The following is a 15,992-nucleotide window of genomic DNA, read 5'->3' as shown; positions in this document are numbered from 1 at the left end:
GGCGGACGAAATTGCCGGAACGGGGCCGCGCCTCCAGCCAGCCTTCCTGTTCCAGCTGGCGGCACACCTGCACCGCCGTGCTTAGGCTGACGCCGTGGCGGCCCATGAGGGCGCGCACCGAGGGAAAGCGGTCGCCCACCAGCAGGGAGCCGTGGGCGATGGCCTCCCGGTAGTGGGTGGCGAGACGCTGGTAGAGGGGGAGGGCGGTGTCCATGGCCCATGTTCTCCTGTGGCGGGGGCGGCGGCCAGATATAGATGGCCGGGATTTGCACCATAACAGATGGAGAAAGCCGGTGTCTGTAGCGGTTCTCCCGGGCAGCGCCTGTGCCTGCCGCGCCGATGGGGCTCTCTCTAGGATGGAGGCCGTCCCATCAACTCGCGGAGAACGGTCATGGAATCGAGACAGGTAAGCCGGCAACAGGTGCAACGGGGGCCGCAAGGGCAGGAGCAGGCCCAGTCCATCGACCTGGCCGCCGGCATGGTGATGCAACTGGCGGTGCAGCCCGGCTGCCGCCTGTGGGTGGCGGCCGGGCGGGTGACGGTGCAGGGGCCGCCCCGCTGGCTGGGGGCCCGGGTGTGGTGGCCGCAGCGGCGGCTGGGGGCGGAGGAATGGTGCGACTGGTCGGAACACGGCGTCCTCGAGCTGCGGGGCGAGGATGGCGGCGCCACGCTGCTGTGGTGGCAGCCCGAGACCTACTCCCTATCTCTGCCTTGGCGGCGCGCCTACGGGGCGATCTGCGCCTGGCTGTCGCAGGCGCTGCCGGCGGCGATCCAGCGCCGGGTCAGGCGCCGCGCCATGCCTTCGGCCCAGGCCGGCAGCCCCGGCCAGTAATGGTGGGGGCGGCGCAGCAGGCCGCAGCGGTAGCAGGCTTCCTCCGCCAGCCATTCCAGGGCCGGGCAGGGGCCCTGCCGCCGGCGGAAGCGCAGCCTGGCCAGGGGGCAGGTCTCGGCCGCGCAGCAGACGCCGCAACCGTTGCAGGGCTGGCCGGCGTCGGGCTTGGGCGGTGCCTTGAGGTGCAGGTGGATGGTCTGGGTGTCCATGGTCGGGGCGGCTTGCTGGAGGAACCGCCTGCAGCGGGCGGCGTCCAACGGCTTCCTCAACGTGGGAAGGAGTGGTCCATGCAAAAGTGGTGCGCGAGTGTGTTGGCCGTGCTGCTGGCGGCTGTCAGTGTATCGGCCCTGGCCTGTCCTGGCGACAAGGCCAAGGATGAGGGCAAGCAGATGAGCACGCCGGCCAAGCCCAAGGGCTGAGGTCCGGCCCAGCCAGGAGAAGGCGCCCGCGGGCGCCTTTTTTTATCGGCCCTTGGCGGGGGGCAGGAACAGTTCGGGATCCACCGCCGTGCCGTTGAGGAACACGGCCCAGTGCAGGTGGGGGCCGGTGACCCGGCCGGTGGCGCCGACGGCGCCCAGCTGTTCGCCCTGGGCCACCCGTTGGCCTTCCTTCACGTCCACGCGGGAGAGGTGCATGTGGGCGCTGATCAGGCCCTGGCCATGGTCCACGAACACGGTGTTGCCGTTGAAGAAGAAGTTGTCCGTGTTGACCACGGTGCCGGGGGCGGCGGCCCGCACCGGGGCGCCGCTGCCCGCGGCCACGTCGAGGCCGGCATGGGGCCGGCGCGGCTCGCCGTTGAAAAAGCGGCGCAGGCCGAAGCGGGAGGAGAGGCGCCCGTCGGCGGGCAGGCGGAAGGCGGTGGCCGGCGCCGTGGCGGCGAAGTGGCGCTTGAGGCGGTCCTGGATTTCCTGCTCCCGGGCGATGCGCAGCTCGTCTTCCGGTGTCGGATTGACGTGGCGCGGGTTGCGCACAGTCAGGCGTTGCACCGGATAGTCCTTGGCCCGCACCTCCACCTCGGCCGTGGCTGCGTCGCTGCCTTCCAGACGCAGGCTGAGGCGCCCCGGCGGCGTCTCCAGGGGAATGCCGAGCAGGGCCAGCCAGCGCCCCTCTTCCCGCACCACGGCCAGGGGCGTGTCACCGAAGAAGGCCCTGGGCGCCTTGCCGGCAGGGGCCTGCAGCGGCACCACCGCCACCCCGCCGGGAACCGGCAGATGGCGCGGCGCCGCCAGGGCGGGCCAGGCGGCGAGGGCCAGGAGGGGCAGCAGGAGGCGTTTCATGGGCGATCCGGAAGGAGAGGAAAAAGGCCGGGGGTGGCGCTGCAGCGAATGGACAGCGGGGGAGTGCAGGGCGGTTGCTGAAAAGGCAATAAGGACGGCATCCTCCGGCAATGGTGCCCGGGAAGGGGCGTGTTTCCTGCCTGACGGCCATGCCATCGCCGGCATGGCCGTCCCGCCTGCTTCTCAGCGATAGCGGTTGATGGCGTCCCGGGTTTCCAGGGCCACCCGGCGGGCGGCAGCGGCGAAGTCCTCGCCCTTGCCGGCGTAGAGAATGGCGCGGGAGGAATTGATCATCAGGCCGGTGCCGTCGGCGGTGCGACCGGCCTTGACGGTGGCTTCGATGTCGCCGCCCTGGGCGCCGATGCCGGGCACCAGCAGGGGCAGGTCGCAGGTCAGTTGCCGCACCCGGGCGATTTCGGCGGGGAAGGTGGCGCCCACCACCAGGGCGCACTGGCCGGTGGTGTTCCATTCCGTGGCCACCAGGCGGGCGACGCGCTCGAACAGCTTTTCGCCGCCGCTGTTGCCAATTTCGAGGAATTGCAGGTCGCTGCCGCCGGGGTTGGAAGTGCGGCAAAGCAGGATCACGCCCTTGTCCGGGTAGGCCAGGTAGGGCTCCACGGAATCCTTGCCCATGTAGGGGTTGATGGTGACGGCGTCGGCGCCGAAGCGCTCGAAGGCTTCCACCGCGTACTGCTCGGCGGTGCTGCCGATGTCGCCCCGCTTGGAATCCAGGACCACCGGGATGCCCGGGTGCCGCTCATGGATGTGGGCGATCAGGGCTTCCAGCTGGTCTTCGGCGCGGCGGGCGGCGAAGTAGGCGATCTGGGGCTTGAAGCTGCATACCAGGTCGGCGGTGGCGTCCACGATGCTCTTGCAGAACTCGAAGATGGCGTCGTCGCGGCCCTGCAGGTGGGCGGGGAACTTGGCCGGGTCCGGGTCCAGGCCGACGCAGAGGAGGGAGTTGTTTTTCTGCCAGGCGGCAGCGAGGGATTGGCGGAAGTTCATGGTCATCGGCTCGATCGGTGCGGGCGGCCGCCCAGGGCGGTGAAGGCCGCCATTGTACCGCCGGCGGCACCTCGCCCCAAGGAAAAGGCCGCGGCGGCCGGCGCCGAAGGACCTACAGCCGGGCCAGTTGCCGCAGCCAGGCGATGGGGGCGGAACCGTCCTCGGAACTGCTGTTGCAGCGGCTGTCCCAGGGGATGTGCTGGCGCGGCAGGGTGGTGGTGCAGCGCCAGACGATGCGGGCGGCCGTGTCCAGGTAGGGGTAATAGACGATGTTGCTGCCTTCCGTCAGGCCCAGGGTGATGCGGCCGTTTTCCTCGTCCATGTGCACCCGGGCGATGCCCAGGGGCAGGCGGCCGAAGCCCAGCTCGGCAGGGGTGGCGGTCAGGGTGTGCTCCGCCTCGTAGCGGATCTTGGCAGCCTGGGCCAGGTTGTGGGCATAGGAGAAGAGGGGGTGGTACACCGTGCTGTGGCGGTAGTCCTCGTAGGCCGGCAGGGCCACCAGCATGAGGCTCAGCCCGAGCACGCCGAGGGTGGCCAGGTTGGCGAGGAAGCCGCCGCCGCCCACTGCCGGCAGCACCGCCGCCACGGGCCAGGCCAGCAGGTGGCGGCGGGGCACGGCCATGGGCGGGGACGGCAGGCGGGCCATGCGTTTGCACAGCCAGGGAGCGGTGGCGGTCAGTTCCTGCAGAGACATCCAGAAACCGCCGCTATGGGCGGCCTGGTCCACGAAGGCGTGGGCATCCAGGTTCTGCCAGCGGCGGGGGCCCGCCGCCAGCAGGGCCAGGGCCCGGATGGACGAGTGCAGGCTGCGGCAGCACAGGGTGCCGCAGCGGTCCGCCGTGTATTCCTTGGCCCGCCGGTAGGCGCTGCTGAGCAGGGGCAGGGGCAGGGCGGGCAGGATCCACCAGCCGTAGCCGGCATGGGGCCGGGCCAGGTGGCTCAGTTCCCGCCCCAGATAGAAGTCCACCGCGTCCACATCGCTGTCCAGGGCGTCCACCAGTTCGGCCCGCAACATCACCAGGCGGTGCCGCAGCAGGCGCCAGGTGAGGCTGTGCAGCCGGCTCCAGCCGTGGATCAGGTAGGTCCGGGGCACCCGGGCCAGGCCCAGCTTGCGGCAGCAGCGCTCGAGGCGCACGTGCAGGTCCGGGTACTGGCGGGTGGTGATGCGGACGCCGTTGCCTTCCAGGTGGGAGGTCAGGGCATGGCGCAGGCAGTGGAGCAATAGTGCGGCAGGCGGCAGGGCGGCCCATATCCAGCCGTCGCTCCAGTAGGTGGCGAAAAACCAGGCGACGGAGGCGGGCAGGGCCAGGGCGGCAAAGAGGTATTCCTCCTGCCGGAAGAGCCTGGCCGGCGGCTGGAGCGGGCGCTGGGAGCGGATGACGGACATGGCGGCTCGACGGGGCGAATCGGAATGCCTGCATGATAGTCGGCCGGGAGCCGTCTGTAAGCCGGAGAACCGCGCCAGTTAAGGCTTTCGGGATATGCCGAAGGTCTGCTTTCATGGCTTTTGGCATAGCACCAAAAGCCGGTGGCGCCGGTTCAGGCCAGGACGGCCCGATTGCGTCCGGCTGCCTTGGCGGCGTAGAGGGCGTCGTCGGCCCGTTTCAGGGTGGCGTCCAGGTTCTCGCCGGGGCGGAACTGGGTCAGGCCCATGCTGACGGTGATGGGGGGCAGGTCCGGCCGGCGGCTGGCGTCGGCCTCGATGGCATTGCGGATGCGCTCGCCCAGCACCAGGGCGGCTTCGCCGCCGCAGCCGGGAAAGAGCATGAGGAATTCCTCGCCGCCCCAGCGGGCGCAGACGTCGTATTCCCGCAGGTTGCCGGCCAGGGCCTCGGCCACCTGGGCCAGAGCAGTGTCGCCGGCGGCGTGGCCGCAGCTGTCGTTGATGGCCTTGAAACGGTCGATGTCGGCCAGGGCGATGCAGAAGTCGCTGCCGTTGCGCTCGGCCTGGGCGATTTCCTGGGTCAGCCGGGCCTGCATGAAGCGGCGGTTGGGCAGGCCGGTGAGTTCGTCCTGGGTGGAGATGGTGTGCAGACGGTCGTTCAGGTCCCGCAGCATGGACTGGTACTGGTCGCTGATGCGCACGATCTTTTCGATCTGGCGCACCTTGCGCTGGTAGTTCTCGGCGTAGGACTGGCCCCGGTCCCGCTCGGCCCGCTGGAAGCGGTCGGAAATATGGGTCAGCCGGTCCAGCAGCCGTTCCTGGGTGCGGTAGCGGTCGTACAGCTCCTGCAGCAGCGCCAGCACGGCCGGATCGGCGGCGTTGTCGCGCAGCAGGGCTTCGATGCGGGCTTCCAGGTCCGGGATCTCGGACATGTCAGACCTTGGCCGCGATGTCGAAGGGGAAGGTGCAGTCTTCCTTGAACTCGGCGGCCAGTTCGCCCACCCGTTCGTTGGCGCCGTCGTAGGACCAGCGCACGCTGACCTGGCGGCCCTTGCGGTGGGCTTCTTCGAGCAGGTCCAGGATGTCCATGAGGGCGCGGATGCTGCTGGTGTTGAGGTACAGCAGTTCCAGTTCCAGGCGCAGGGGGCGTTCGGGCTGGGCCAGGTAGGCTTCGACCCAGTCGATCAGGGGCTGGAACAGTTCGAAGGAGTTTTCCGGATAGGAGTCGCCCTGCATGGCGATCAGGCCGGCTTCCCAATCGGCCCGGATGGCCGGGCTGGCGTTGGTCTGGGGGATGTCGAGATTGTCCATGTTGTTTTTTTCCTAGAGCACGACCCGCAGGCTGAAGAAGGCGCGCCCGCCGTCCAGGGGGCGCAGGCTGCATTGCAGGGGGGCCGAGGCCTTGCGGGCCATGTCGATCAGGCCCAGGCCGGCGCTGCCGTCCAGGGCTTCCCGGGGCTGGCGCAGCTGGGTCTTGAAGGCGGCCTTGAGGCCGTCCTTGTCGAGCCGGGCCAGGGGTTCGACCCGCTGCAACAGGGCTTCGCCGTCGGCCGCCTCGAGCACGTTGCCGGCGCTCACCACGTAGCGGCCGTCCTCGTCCCGGGAGACGAAGACGCTGGCCGTCTCCATGGCCAGGGCGGGGCGCGACTGGGTGTAGCGGCGGATGTTCTGGGTCATCTCGATATACACCGAGAAGACGTCGGAAACGGCGGAGGGGGATTCCTGCAGGCCTTCCATGTGCTTGCGCAGGGCCGTGCCGATTTCCTCGATGAGGGTGGCGGTGATGGGGCCGTTGAAGCAGAGCATGATGCGCTCGCGGTTGAAGGTTTCCCGCAGGGCGAAAATGTCGAGGGAGGGTGCCGTCTGGGTCATGGAATCTCCTTGGGTGGCCTATCTTACCGCTGATCGTCGAAACGGAAAGCCAGGAGGGTGATGTCGTCCCGCTGGGCCAGGGGGCCCTGGTAGGCCTGGATTTCCTCCAGCAGGGCGCTCTTCTGCTCGGCCAGGGGCAGGTGGGCATGGGTCCGGATCCAGGCTGCCAGGCGGCGGGCGCCGAAGCCGTAGCCCTGGTCGCCGCCGGCCTGGTCCAGCAAACCGTCGCTGACCAGGTAGAAGGTGCGGCCAGCCGCCAGGGGCACCTGGGCGTTGTCGTAGCTGCCGCTGCGACGGTCGTTGACGCCGCGGCGGTGGCCCGGGATTTCCTCGCAGTTGTCGCCGTCGCTCCAGAACAGGCCCAGGCGGGCGCCGGCGAAGGTCACCAGGCGCCGCTCCAGGTCCACGTGGCACAGGCCCATGTCCATGCTGGTGGCGATCTGGCGGCTGCGGTCATCCCCGGGCAGCATGCCCCGCGCCACTTGGTCGGTACGCTGCAGCAGGGCCGCCGGGTCCTGCCAGGGCGTATCACCCAGGGCCACCTCCAGGGCGGCGTGGGCGATCATGGTCATGCAGGCGCCGGGGACGCCGTGGCCGGCGCAGTCCACCACGCCGAACAGGCACTGCCCGGCGGCGCCGCGGTACAGGTAGAAGTCGCCGCCCACCACGTCCCGGGGGCGCCACAGGACGAAGTACTGGCCCTGCAGATCGGCCTTGAGGGCCTTGTCCGGCAGGATGGCGTGCTGGATCAGGCTGGCGTAGCGGATGCTGTCGGTGACCTTGCGATGGGCTTCGGCCAGTTCCCGGGTGCGTTCGTCCACCAGCCGCTCCAGGTTCTCCGAGTGGGCCCGCACCTGCTGGGCCATGGTATCGAAGGCCCGGGTCAGTTCGCCGATCTCGTCGCCCCGGTTCGAGCGCAGGCGTTCCCCGTAATGGCCGGCGCCGATGCGCTGCACGGCGGCGGTGAGGGTGGCCAGGGGGGCCAGCACCAGGCGGTTGAGGCCGGCGGTATACAAGCCCACCAGGAGGGCCAGCAGCAGGAGCGAACCCAGGGCCAGGGCGGTGATCAGGGGCGCGTCGAAAACCCGGCTGGTGTTGAGGTCCACCGCCGTCAGCACGGTCCAGCGCAGGGAGGGAATGTAGGTGGCGGCAGCCAGGCTGGGGGCGCCTTCCAGCTTCAGGCGCAGGGTCGGCGTGCCTTCCCCTTCGTCGGAGGCGGCCGCCACCAGGGTGCGGCGCAGGGCCTCCTTGTCCGCCGGTCGCTCCAGCAGGCGGTAGATGGTCTTTTCGATGTTCTGGTTGCCGGCGGTGGCGTAGGCGATCTGGCGCGGGTCCGGGTGGGCGATGATGGCGCCGTTCTGGTCCAGCACCATGGTGACCACGCCGGTTTCCCGGTTGGCCAGGACGTTGCTGAGGAAGCGGCTGAGGTTGAGGCCGGTGCCGGCGATGCCGATGGGGCGCTCCCCTTCGTCCCGTACCACGATGTTGATCCAGACGTTGGTGACCTGCAGCTTCTTGTCGTAATCCACATTGAGGCTGTAGCCCTGGCTGCTCTTCAGGGTGGCGAAGAACCAGGCGTCGTCCGGGTTGGCCGGGTCGGCCGTGTAACGCATGGCGGCCCGGGGAGCGGCCTGCGGATCGGCGAAGTAGAAATGGCGGCTGCTGGCCAGGGCGGCGAAATAGGCCTGGTCGGCGAAGGCGCGGCGGAAACCTTCGCCTTCGCGGAAGAAGCGCTCGGTCTTGGCAGCGTCCTGCTCGCCGGTCATCCATTCCCGGAGCACGGTGGATTCGGCGAAGCGCTGGGCCAGGGCCATTTCCCTCCCGACGGCGGAGAGAATGCGCTGCTTGGTCAGCTGGGCGTGGTTGCGGGCCAGGGCGGTGCCCAGGTTTTCGCGGATGTCTTCCGCCACCCGGATACCGATGAGCAGGGCTGCCAGCAGGATGACGGCGGTGGCCGCCAGCAGCAGGCCCACGGTCTTGCTGCGCAGGCTCCAGCCGGCGCGGCCCGCCTGGGGCGGCGGCACGGGTGCGGGAAGTGGGGGCATGGCGCCTTTCCTGGCTTACTGTTGCTCGTCCGGGGACGCATCCGCGGCGGGTGATGTCACTTCCCGCCGCTGCTCGGCCTTCTGGCGCAGGCGCTCGTTCTTGTCGTCGTTGGCGAAGCGGTAGCGGCCGGCGAGGACGCAGCCCTTCATGCCCGGATCGCAGGGCAGGTCATTCACCTTGCCGCAGCGATCGTTGGATTCGTGGGGGCAACCCCAGCCGCCGCCTGCCATGGTCCGCTCCTGGTTCCTGGTTTTGCGCCCGGAGCCTCAGCCCGCCTTGCCCCAGGAGTCCTTGAGGGTGACGGCCCGGTTGAAGACCGGGGCGCCGGGTTGGGAATCCACCCGGTCGGCGACGAAGTAGCCGTGGCGCTCGAACTGGAAGCGCTGTTCCGGCAGGGCATCCTTCAGGGCCGGTTCCAGTTGCACGGTGATGGCCACCTTGGACGCAGGATTGAGGTCATCGAGGAAATCCCGGTCGCCGGCACCCGGGGCGGCGGCCTGGAACAGGCGGTCGTAGAGGCGCACTTCGGCGGTGTAGGCGTGGGCCACGGAGACCCAGTGCAGGTTGCCCTTGACCTTGTAGTTGTCGGCGCCGGGGGTGCCGGACTTGGAATCTTCCATGTACTCGCACAGAACGGCGGTGACATTGCCGGCAGCATCCTTCTCGCAGCCGGTGCACTTCACCACGAAGCCGTAGCGCAGGCGGGCCATATTGCCCGGGTAGAGCCGGTGGTAGCCCTTGCTGGGCTCTTCCATGAAGTCCTCCCGCTCGATCCACAGCTCCCGGGAGAAGGGCACCATGCGCTTGCCCAGTTCGGGCTTGAGCGGGTGGTTGGGGGCGAAGCATTCCTCGCTCTTGCCTTCCGGGTAGTTGGTGATGACGAGCTTGAGCGGGTCGAGCACGGCGATGCGGCGCTCGTCCAGCTCGTTCATGGTTTCCCGCATGCAGTCTTCGAGCAGGCTGTAGTCGATGAGGGAGTCGTGCTTGGAGACGCCGACCCGTTCCATCAGCAGGCGGAAGCCTTCGGCGGTGTAGCCGCGGCGGCGGGCGCCTACCAGGGTGGGCATGCGCGGGTCGTCCCAGCCGTCCACGTGCTTCTCTTCCACCAGCTGGATCAGCTTGCGCTTGGAGAGCACGACGTAGGTCAGGTTGAGGCGGGAAAACTCGTACTGGTGGGGCAGGGGGCGCTGCAGCAGGCCGCCCTCGGCCAGGCGCTCCAGGAGCCAGTCGTAGAAGGGGCGCTGGTCCTCGAATTCCAGGGTGCAGATGGAGTGGGTGATGTTCTCCAGGGCATCCTCGATGGGGTGGGCGAAGGTGTACATGGGATACACGCAGTACTTGTCGCCCGTGTTGTGGTGGGTCGCATGGCGGATGCGGTAGATGGCCGGGTCCCGCAGGTTGATGTTGGGGGCGGCCATGTCGATCTTGGCCCGCAGGATGTGGGCGCCGTCCGGGAATTCGCCGGCCTGCATGCGCTTGAACAGGTCCTGGTTCTCGGCCACGCTGCGGTTGCGGAAGGGGCTGTCCTTGCCTGCCTCGGTCAGGGTGCCCCGGTTGGCCCGCATTTCCTCGGCGCTCTGGCTGTCCACGTAGGCGTTGCCGGTGGCGATCAGGTACTCGGCAGCCTGGATCATCCAGGGGAAATAGTTGGAGGCGTAGTAGAGGTTGTTCTCCTGGGCATCCTCCCAGTTGAAGCCCAGCCACTTCACCGCGTCTACGATGGAATCCACGTATTCCTGGTCTTCCTTCTCCGGATTGGTGTCGTCGAAGCGCAGGTGGCAGCGGCCGCCGTAGTCCCGGGCCAGACCGAAATTGAGGCAGATGGACTTGGCGTGGCCGAAGTGCAGGTAGCCGTTGGGCTCCGGCGGGAAGCGGGTGCGGATCTTGGCCGGGTCCAGGGCGCCGGCGGCGTGGTCGCTGGCCAGGCCGGGCTGGCCGGCCCAGCGGCGTTGGGCGTGCTTGCCGGCGGCCAGGTCGGCCTCGACGATGTTGCGGATGAAATTGGCGGCGGGGGCGATCGGCGCGGCGTTCTTGTTGGGGTTGCTCACAGCGGGGTCCTTGAAGGTCTTTGTCCGCCATTTTAACCGGGGCCAGGGGCAAAACCGAAAAGACCCGGGTTAAAAGCCGCTAAAATTCACCCTTTATCCCTTGGGGTGCGAGGTCCGGCCGTGAACTGGAATGCCTTTCTTGCCATCGGCGTCGGTGCCGCCCTCGGCGCCTGGGCCCGCTGGGGCCTGGGACTGCTGCTCAATCCCCTGTTCCTGGCCATTCCCCTGGGCACCCTGGTGGCCAACCTGCTCGGCGGCTACCTCATCGGCGTGGCCCTGGGCGTGTTCCACAGCTACGCCCACCTGTCCCCGCTGCTCAAGCTGTTCCTCATCACCGGCTTCCTCGGCGGCCTCACCACCTTCTCCAGCTTCTCCGGCGAAGTCATGGAGCGCCTGCTGGCCCAGCAATACGCCTGGGCCTTCGGCGCCATCGCCCTGCACCTGCTCGGCTCCCTGGCCATGACCTTCCTCGGCCTGTGGAGCGTCGGCGTGCACCGGGTCTGGCCCTGAGGAGCCGCTTAGCGCACCTTGTCGGTCGGGCCGGTGGCGGCGTTCAGGGACATTCTTGCCTGTTGCCAGGCTTCGCCCAGGGTGTGGGCTCCTGGGGAAAAGTGATGCAGGGTAGCGCCGCAACCGGTCACCAGCAGGCCGGTCAGGAGGAAGGGCAAGAAGGTCTGGTGCAGGGCGGTTTGTAGCCAGTGACGCCTTTCCAGCCGGTGCAGGCGCCGGTACAGGGTGGCTGCCAGAGTGCCGTCCAGCAGTAGTTCAGCAAACAGGCTCGGCGCCGAATACACAATGAAGGCGGACGACAGTAACAAGGCCGCAGCCAGCACCAGGACAATCAGGGGAATGGCCAGCTCCTCTCCCTCCGCTGCAGCGCCCAAGGCTTGGCCGATGGCTTTGCTGCCGTCCGGTAGGGTTTCGGCGGCTACTGCCGGTTCGCTCGGGACTCCGGCTACTGGCGGGGCATCGAAATGACTGCTGGCGCCACCGCCCCCGAAATTTCCCCCCAGATCTTCAGCCGTGGGCGAACAGCTGTCGGCCGATGGTCCCGACGGCACCAGGTTGCCCAGGTCCATCAGGTCAGGAATGTCGGTGTAGTCCTCCGCCCGGGTGCGCAGCCACAGCCAGAGCAGACCGAGGAACACCCCGTAGGCGAGGAGAAAGGCCGCTCCGTAGCGCCAACCCATGTGGGTCAGGCCGGCGTGGAGCAATGCAAAGGATGCCAGCAGCCCAGAACCGGCGGTGAGCAGTACCAGCAGCATCATCTGCAGGCGGGGAAAGCTGTCCCGCTCCAGGTGTCCGCGCAGGCGTTGGAGATGGTGTTGGCGAGACAAGGGGGGAAGTCGGCTCATGGGAGCGGCGTTATCGCAGGAACGGGCCCCTGGTCGCAGAAGGGGCAGGGCTAGTCGGCGAGGACCAGCACCAAGCGGAAGGCTCCCAGGCGGCTGGCCAGCAACCAGCGGACATAAAGGTAGAAAAAGAACAGGCCCGTCAGCAGGCCCAGCAGGCCGCCTATCATTGGAATGGCGGAGCGAGCGATGCCGCTAATGCCAAGGACGAAGCCGACGATACCACCGAGGAGTGCGCCGCACAGGGCGGAGCCCAGGGCGGTGGCGATGCAGCGCCAGAAAAAGCCCCAGACAATCCCGGCTTGGCTGAGGGTGGTGAGTTCCTTGAAATCGATGGGGGTCATAGGTCCAGTGTTCCATGAGAGCGAAGGGATGAGGGTGCCGGAGAGGCTTTTTTATCCCTTGTGGGTATGTTGGTGGAATTTAATGCCCGGCTCCCGATATGGCAAGCCGGGGGCGGAGGGCCGGGTCCTTCCGAGCTGATGTCAGCGCTTCCACGCCACCAGGGCAATGCCCAGTGCGATGGGCAGCACGCCCAGCAGGTCGTCGGCGTACATGGTTTCTCCCAGCAGGGTGACGGCGAACAGGGTGCCGAAGAAGGGATTGAGAAAGTGGAAGCTGCTGGCCGAACTGGCCTGGCCGTGGCGCAGCAGCCACAGCATGAGCAGGGTGCTGGCCAGGGAGACGGCGACGCTGTAGGCCAGACTGCCCCACAGGGCCGGGTGGGCCTCCAGGCGGAAACCTTCCAGGCCCCAGGCCAGGGGCAGCAGCACCAGGCCGCTGGCCATGAACTGCAGGGTGACGGCCGCGATCAGGTCCTGCCCCGCCGCCACCTTCTTGCTCAGCACCGTGCCCAGGGCCAGGGCCAGCGTGCCGGCGCCAATGGCCGCCAGATGCAGGGGCTCCAGCTGTTCCACCGTCAGCCGGTGGCGGGTGATCCACAGCACGCCGCCCATGCCCAGGAGGATGCCGGCCAGCCGCAGGGGCGTCAGCCGTTCTCCTTCCAGGGCGGCGGCCAGCAGCAGGGTGAGCAGGGGACAGGCGCTGACCAGGACGGCGGTGAGGGCGGTGGGCACACCCTGCAGGCCCCAGTAGGCCAGGCCCAGATAGGCCGCATTGCACAGTAGTCCGGCCAGCAGGGCGCGGCCGGCCATTGCCGGTAGGCGCAGGCTGCGGCCGCCGGCCCGGGTCAGCAGGGCGAAGAGCAGGCCGGCAGCCAGGAAGCGGATGGCCAGCAGGGTCAGGGGGGCGGCGTGGTCGAGGCCGATGCGGCCGGCGACGAAGGCCGAACTCCAGATGACGCTGAAGGCGATGCCGGCGATCAGGACCCGGGTACGGGAGGGGGCGGCGGCAATGCTGGCGGGCAGCGGCGGGGCGATGGCGTTCATGGCGGGCTCCTGGGGCGTGGTGAAGACGACGGGCCCAACCCTACCGGGGTGTGGAATATTTGATAAATTAATAAATATCGAATTAATATTTCCAGGAGAAATGATGGCCCGGCATCTCGACATGGACCTGCTGCGCGCCCTGGTGGCCACGGCGGAGGCGGCGAGCTTTTCCCTGGCGGCGACCCGCCTGGGCCGTACCCAATCGGCCATCAGCCTGCAGATCAAGCGGCTCGAGGAGCAGGTGGGCAAGCCCCTGCTGGTGCGCTCCCAGGGGCGGCTGGAGGGGGTGACGGAGGAGGGGTTGCTGCTGCTCGACTACGCCCGCCGCATCCTGCGCCTCAACGACGAGGCCATCGGCTGCTTTTCCGAGGCGGACCTGGCGGGCAGCCTGCGGGTGGGGCTGGCGGAGGAAGTGATGGAGCGGGACCTGGGCAGCGTGGTGGCGGAATTCCACAGCGCCTATCCCCGGGTCAAGCTGGCCCTGGAGTGTGATCTCTCGGCCCGCCTGGCGGCCCGGGTCGAGGCCGGCGAACTGGACATGGCCCTCATCAAGCGCATCGGCGAGCGGCCGACGGCGGCGGGCCGCACCCTGTGGCGGGAGCCCATGGTCTGGGCTGGCGGTGCCCACAGCAGCGCCGTGGCGGAGCGGCCTTTGCCCCTGGCCCTGTTTCACGAAGGCTGCATTTTCCGCGTCGTCGCCCAGGCGGCCCTGACCCAGGCCGGCATCCCCTGGCGTCTGGCCTTTGCCGGTCACAGCCACACCGGCATCCGCCACGTGTTGCGGGCCGGCCTGGCGGTTTCTCCCCTGCCGCTGAGCCTGCTCGGCGACGGCCTGCAACGTCACACCGAGGGGTTGCCGCCCCTGCCGGAGGTGGAGTGGGTGGCGCTGACCGGCGCCAGCGGTGAATGGCCCGCGGTGCAGCGCCTCATCGCCATGTTCGAGGCGCGCCTGTGGCAGCCCCTGCCCTGGCCGGGCGGTGGGCTGCCCCGGGTGGCGGCCTGAAATGGCGGGTTAGATGCGGAAGCGTGCCGTGGCCTGATTGAGGGCCTGGGCCGTCGCTTCCAGGGCGCTGGCTGCGGCGGCGGTGTGCTGCATGCTCTCGCTGGTTTCTTCCACCTGGTGGGCGATGCGCTCCACCTGCTGGGCCAGGGCTGTGCTGGCCTCGCTCTGTTCCCGGGTGGAGTCGGCCACTTCCCGCACCAGGGAGCGGGCGGATTCGGAACCGGCGGCGATGCGGTGCAGCAGCTCCGAGGTTTCGGCGGCGGCTTCCTTGGCCTTTTCCGCTTCCGGCAGGGCCGCGTCCATGACCTGGGCAGCGGTCAGGGTTTCGTCCTGGATGCGGCTGACGATGGAGGAGATTTCCACCGTGGCCTTTTCCGTCCGCTCCGCCAGCACCCGCACCTCGTCGGCCACCACGGCGAAGCCCCGGCCCTGTTCGCCGGCCCGGGCAGCCTCGATGGCGGCGTTGAGGGCCAGCAGGTTGGTCTGGCCGGCGATCTCCTTGATCACCTGGGCCACCCGGGCCACTTCCTGGGCGTTGTCGGTGAGGGCCCGCACCTGCTCCGCCGCCTTGCCCATGGTGTCCGCCATGGTGGCAATGTTGGCGGCGGTGGTGTCCACGCTCTTCTCGCCGACGCCGGCCAGTTCAGCCGCGTTGCTGGCGTGCTGTTCCGTGTCCCGGGCGTTATCGGATACGTGGGTGATGGAAACCGTCAGTTCCTCCATGGCGGCGGCCATGTTCTGGGTCGCTTCCGTCTCGGTTGCTGCCGAGTCCGCCACCCGGGTGGCGGTGCTGTTGATCTCCTGGGCGGAACTGGCCACCTGGCCGGCGCCCTGGGCGATTTCGCCGATCATCTGGCGCAGCACCTGCACCAGGCGGTTCAGTTCGCCCAGCATGCTGTCGTCCCGGGCGTTGCCGAGGGATACGGTGAGATCGCCGCCGGCCACGGCCCGGATGGCGGTGACCGCCTCGGCCGGCTCGCCGCCGATCTGACCCAGGGTGGCCCGGGCCAGGGCCCAGGAGAGGGCGCCCACGGCCAGCACCACCAGCACGATGATCAGGGCCACCAGGCGCAGCTGCTGGTAGAAGAGGGTGTCCAGGTCGTCGATGTAGAGGCCGGTCCCCACCACCCAGTCCCAGGCAGGGAAATGCTGCAGGTACTGCAGCTTGGGCACCTGCACGTCGCTGCCCGGCTTGGCGGTCATGGTTTCGGTGTAGCCGCTCTTGTCCAGGGCCACCTTGATCAGGTTGCGCACCGTGTAGGCGCCGGACTTGTCCTGCCGGTCCCAGTGGCTCTTGCCTTCATATTCGGGACGGACCGGGTGCATCACCCCCATGCCCTTGCTGTCGTAGATGTAGAAGTATTCCTTGCCCTGGTAGCGCATGCTGCGGATCACCGCCTTGGCCAGGGTCTGGGCCTCTTCCCGGCCCATGGCTCCCTTGGCTTCCTGGGCCTGGATATCCACGATGGCGGTCATGGCAATGTCGATGGCCGTTTCCAGGGTGGCCTTGCGGTCGGCCAGCAACTGCTGTTTGAGATGCAGGGCCTGGAAGGTGCCGAGAACGATGAGGCCGATCAGCGTGACAAGCAGGGAGACGGTCAGCCGCCCCTTGAGACTCATGGTCTTGAACATGTTTTCCCCCGTGGTGATTCCGCCGACCGTGACCGGCAGGTTGTTATTGGCATGCAACTTTGTTGCTGCCGACAAGATTCCACTTTTGTCCGGGCAAAGCAAGTGTGTAATTCCGCGAGACTCTGCCAAGGGAAACAGGTCCTTGTGCCAAAA

19 protein-coding genes are annotated in these 15,992 nt (G+C 68.4%); 4 read left to right on the top strand and 15 right to left on the bottom strand.

The window, feature by feature from the left end:
• Nucleotides 1-214, bottom strand: a 214-nt coding sequence (locus AC1RTA_RS10255) for a GntR family transcriptional regulator (RefSeq protein WP_492784667.1), incomplete at its 3' end; no start/stop codon positions are given.
• 177 nt (nt 215-391) lie between these two features.
• On the opposite strand from AC1RTA_RS10255, the gene AC1RTA_RS10250 reads away from it, so the two are divergent.
• Nucleotides 392-832 (top strand): hypothetical protein, encoded by a 441-nt coding sequence (locus tag AC1RTA_RS10250; protein WP_492784666.1) that lies wholly within the window; start codon nt 392-394, stop codon nt 830-832.
• On the opposite strand, the gene AC1RTA_RS10245 is transcribed toward AC1RTA_RS10250, so the two are convergent.
• Entirely contained in the window at nt 724-1,041 is a 318-nt protein-coding gene (locus tag AC1RTA_RS10245; RefSeq protein WP_492784665.1) for a hypothetical protein, read from the bottom strand. The two genes, AC1RTA_RS10250 and AC1RTA_RS10245, sit on opposite strands and share 109 nt — an antisense overlap.
• Nucleotides 1,042-1,119: 78 nt before the next feature.
• Here AC1RTA_RS10245 and AC1RTA_RS10240 point away from each other — a divergent pair, with 78 nt between their 5' ends.
• Nucleotides 1,120-1,251 (top strand): hypothetical protein, encoded by a 132-nt coding sequence (locus AC1RTA_RS10240; RefSeq protein WP_014236453.1) that lies wholly within the window; start codon nt 1,120-1,122, stop codon nt 1,249-1,251.
• Between the two features lie 42 nt (nt 1,252-1,293).
• Here the strand turns inward: AC1RTA_RS10240 and AC1RTA_RS10235 are convergent, their stop codons facing one another.
• The 9 genes from AC1RTA_RS10235 to AC1RTA_RS10195 all read right to left on the bottom strand — a co-directional run bounded on the left by AC1RTA_RS10235 (nt 1,294) and on the right by AC1RTA_RS10195 (nt 10,464).
• Entirely contained in the window at nt 1,294-2,109 is an 816-nt protein-coding gene (locus AC1RTA_RS10235; RefSeq protein WP_492784664.1) for a peptidoglycan DD-metalloendopeptidase family protein, read from the bottom strand.
• A 183-nt stretch (nt 2,110-2,292) separates the two neighbouring features.
• Nucleotides 2,293-3,114 (bottom strand): orotidine-5'-phosphate decarboxylase, encoded by an 822-nt coding sequence (gene pyrF, locus AC1RTA_RS10230; protein ID WP_492784663.1) that lies wholly within the window; start codon nt 3,112-3,114, stop codon nt 2,293-2,295.
• Between the two features lie 112 nt (nt 3,115-3,226).
• Nucleotides 3,227-4,501 carry a M48 family metallopeptidase gene (locus AC1RTA_RS10225; protein ID WP_492784662.1) on the bottom strand — a complete coding sequence of 425 codons (1,275 nt, stop codon included), beginning with the start codon at nt 4,499-4,501 and terminating at the stop codon, nt 3,227-3,229.
• A gap of 152 nt (nt 4,502-4,653) precedes the next feature.
• Nucleotides 4,654-5,430, bottom strand: a complete 777-nt coding sequence (siaD, locus tag AC1RTA_RS10220; RefSeq protein ID WP_014236457.1) for a biofilm regulation diguanylate cyclase SiaD — start codon at nt 5,428-5,430, stop codon at nt 4,654-4,656.
• Between the two features lies 1 nt (nt 5,431).
• On the bottom strand, nt 5,432-5,809 hold the full coding sequence (gene siaC, locus AC1RTA_RS10215) for a biofilm regulation phosphoprotein SiaC (RefSeq protein WP_014236458.1): 378 nt from the start codon (nt 5,807-5,809) through the stop codon (nt 5,432-5,434).
• 12 nt (nt 5,810-5,821) lie between these two features.
• Nucleotides 5,822-6,370, bottom strand: coding sequence for a biofilm regulation protein kinase SiaB (siaB, locus tag AC1RTA_RS10210; RefSeq protein WP_014236459.1), 549 nt, complete (start codon nt 6,368-6,370; stop codon nt 5,822-5,824).
• 23 nt (nt 6,371-6,393) lie between these two features.
• On the bottom strand, nt 6,394-8,415 hold the full coding sequence (siaA, locus tag AC1RTA_RS10205) for a biofilm regulation protein phosphatase SiaA (RefSeq protein ID WP_492784661.1): 2,022 nt from the start codon (nt 8,413-8,415) through the stop codon (nt 6,394-6,396).
• A 15-nt stretch (nt 8,416-8,430) separates the two neighbouring features.
• Nucleotides 8,431-8,646: a hypothetical protein gene (locus tag AC1RTA_RS10200; protein WP_492784660.1), complete on the bottom strand. Its 216-nt coding sequence runs from the start codon at nt 8,644-8,646 to the stop codon at nt 8,431-8,433.
• A gap of 36 nt (nt 8,647-8,682) precedes the next feature.
• The gene (locus AC1RTA_RS10195) at nt 8,683-10,464 is read right to left on the bottom strand and encodes a glutamine--tRNA ligase/YqeY domain fusion protein (RefSeq protein ID WP_492784659.1); all 1,782 of its coding nucleotides are present in this window, start codon (nt 10,462-10,464) and stop codon (nt 8,683-8,685) included.
• A 120-nt stretch (nt 10,465-10,584) separates the two neighbouring features.
• On the opposite strand from AC1RTA_RS10195, the gene crcB reads away from it, so the two are divergent.
• On the top strand, nt 10,585-10,974 hold the full coding sequence (gene crcB, locus AC1RTA_RS10190; protein WP_416243151.1) for a fluoride efflux transporter CrcB: 390 nt from the start codon (nt 10,585-10,587) through the stop codon (nt 10,972-10,974).
• 8 nt (nt 10,975-10,982) lie between these two features.
• Here the strand turns inward: crcB and AC1RTA_RS10185 are convergent, their stop codons facing one another.
• The 3 genes from AC1RTA_RS10185 to AC1RTA_RS10175 form a co-directional block, all read right to left on the bottom strand.
• Nucleotides 10,983-11,819: a hypothetical protein gene (locus tag AC1RTA_RS10185; RefSeq protein ID WP_492784658.1), complete on the bottom strand. Its 837-nt coding sequence runs from the start codon at nt 11,817-11,819 to the stop codon at nt 10,983-10,985.
• Nucleotides 11,820-11,869: 50 nt separating this feature from the next.
• A complete protein-coding gene (locus tag AC1RTA_RS10180) occupies nt 11,870-12,160 on the bottom strand; it encodes a hypothetical protein (protein WP_014236465.1) in 291 nt (96 codons plus the stop codon).
• A gap of 141 nt (nt 12,161-12,301) precedes the next feature.
• On the bottom strand, nt 12,302-13,204 hold the full coding sequence (locus AC1RTA_RS10175) for a DMT family transporter (RefSeq protein WP_492784657.1): 903 nt from the start codon (nt 13,202-13,204) through the stop codon (nt 12,302-12,304).
• 103 nt (nt 13,205-13,307) lie between these two features.
• Between AC1RTA_RS10175 and AC1RTA_RS10170 the strand changes: the two genes are divergently transcribed.
• Nucleotides 13,308-14,207, top strand: a complete 900-nt coding sequence (locus tag AC1RTA_RS10170; RefSeq protein WP_205231326.1) for a LysR substrate-binding domain-containing protein — start codon at nt 13,308-13,310, stop codon at nt 14,205-14,207.
• Between the two features lie 9 nt (nt 14,208-14,216).
• Here AC1RTA_RS10170 and AC1RTA_RS10165 read toward each other — a convergent pair whose 3' ends face one another.
• Nucleotides 14,217-15,896, bottom strand: coding sequence for a methyl-accepting chemotaxis protein (locus AC1RTA_RS10165; protein WP_492784656.1), 1,680 nt, complete (start codon nt 15,894-15,896; stop codon nt 14,217-14,219).
• Nucleotides 15,897-15,992 lie beyond the last annotated feature (96 nt).

The sequence above is a fragment of the Azospira sp. MPR-E4 genome (genome assembly GCF_058809645.1).
Note: the sequence above shows the minus strand (reverse complement) of the source record. Positions and strands in the feature narration are given on the sequence as shown.

Excerpts from the sequence above, each read along its gene's own strand:
- pyrF (WP_492784663.1), bottom strand. The coding sequence starts at position 3,114 with ATGAACTTCCGCCAATCCCTCGCTGCCGCCTGGCAGAAAAACAACTCC.
- AC1RTA_RS10240 (WP_014236453.1), top strand. The coding sequence starts at position 1,120 with ATGCAAAAGTGGTGCGCGAGTGTGTTGGCCGTGCTGCTGGCGGCTGTC.
- AC1RTA_RS10250 (WP_492784666.1), top strand. The coding sequence starts at position 392 with ATGGAATCGAGACAGGTAAGCCGGCAACAGGTGCAACGGGGGCCGCAA.
- AC1RTA_RS10200 (WP_492784660.1), bottom strand. The coding sequence starts at position 8,646 with ATGGCAGGCGGCGGCTGGGGTTGCCCCCACGAATCCAACGATCGCTGC.
- AC1RTA_RS10185 (WP_492784658.1), bottom strand. The coding sequence starts at position 11,819 with ATGAGCCGACTTCCCCCCTTGTCTCGCCAACACCATCTCCAACGCCTG.
- AC1RTA_RS10235 (WP_492784664.1), bottom strand. The coding sequence starts at position 2,109 with ATGAAACGCCTCCTGCTGCCCCTCCTGGCCCTCGCCGCCTGGCCCGCC.
- siaA (WP_492784661.1), bottom strand. The coding sequence starts at position 8,415 with ATGCCCCCACTTCCCGCACCCGTGCCGCCGCCCCAGGCGGGCCGCGCC.
- AC1RTA_RS10170 (WP_205231326.1), top strand. The coding sequence starts at position 13,308 with ATGGCCCGGCATCTCGACATGGACCTGCTGCGCGCCCTGGTGGCCACG.
- AC1RTA_RS10245 (WP_492784665.1), bottom strand. The coding sequence starts at position 1,041 with ATGGACACCCAGACCATCCACCTGCACCTCAAGGCACCGCCCAAGCCC.
- AC1RTA_RS10175 (WP_492784657.1), bottom strand. The coding sequence starts at position 13,204 with ATGAACGCCATCGCCCCGCCGCTGCCCGCCAGCATTGCCGCCGCCCCC.
- siaB (WP_014236459.1), bottom strand. The coding sequence starts at position 6,370 with ATGACCCAGACGGCACCCTCCCTCGACATTTTCGCCCTGCGGGAAACC.
- siaC (WP_014236458.1), bottom strand. The coding sequence starts at position 5,809 with ATGGACAATCTCGACATCCCCCAGACCAACGCCAGCCCGGCCATCCGG.
- AC1RTA_RS10225 (WP_492784662.1), bottom strand. The coding sequence starts at position 4,501 with ATGTCCGTCATCCGCTCCCAGCGCCCGCTCCAGCCGCCGGCCAGGCTC.
- siaD (WP_014236457.1), bottom strand. The coding sequence starts at position 5,430 with ATGTCCGAGATCCCGGACCTGGAAGCCCGCATCGAAGCCCTGCTGCGC.
- AC1RTA_RS10180 (WP_014236465.1), bottom strand. The coding sequence starts at position 12,160 with ATGACCCCCATCGATTTCAAGGAACTCACCACCCTCAGCCAAGCCGGG.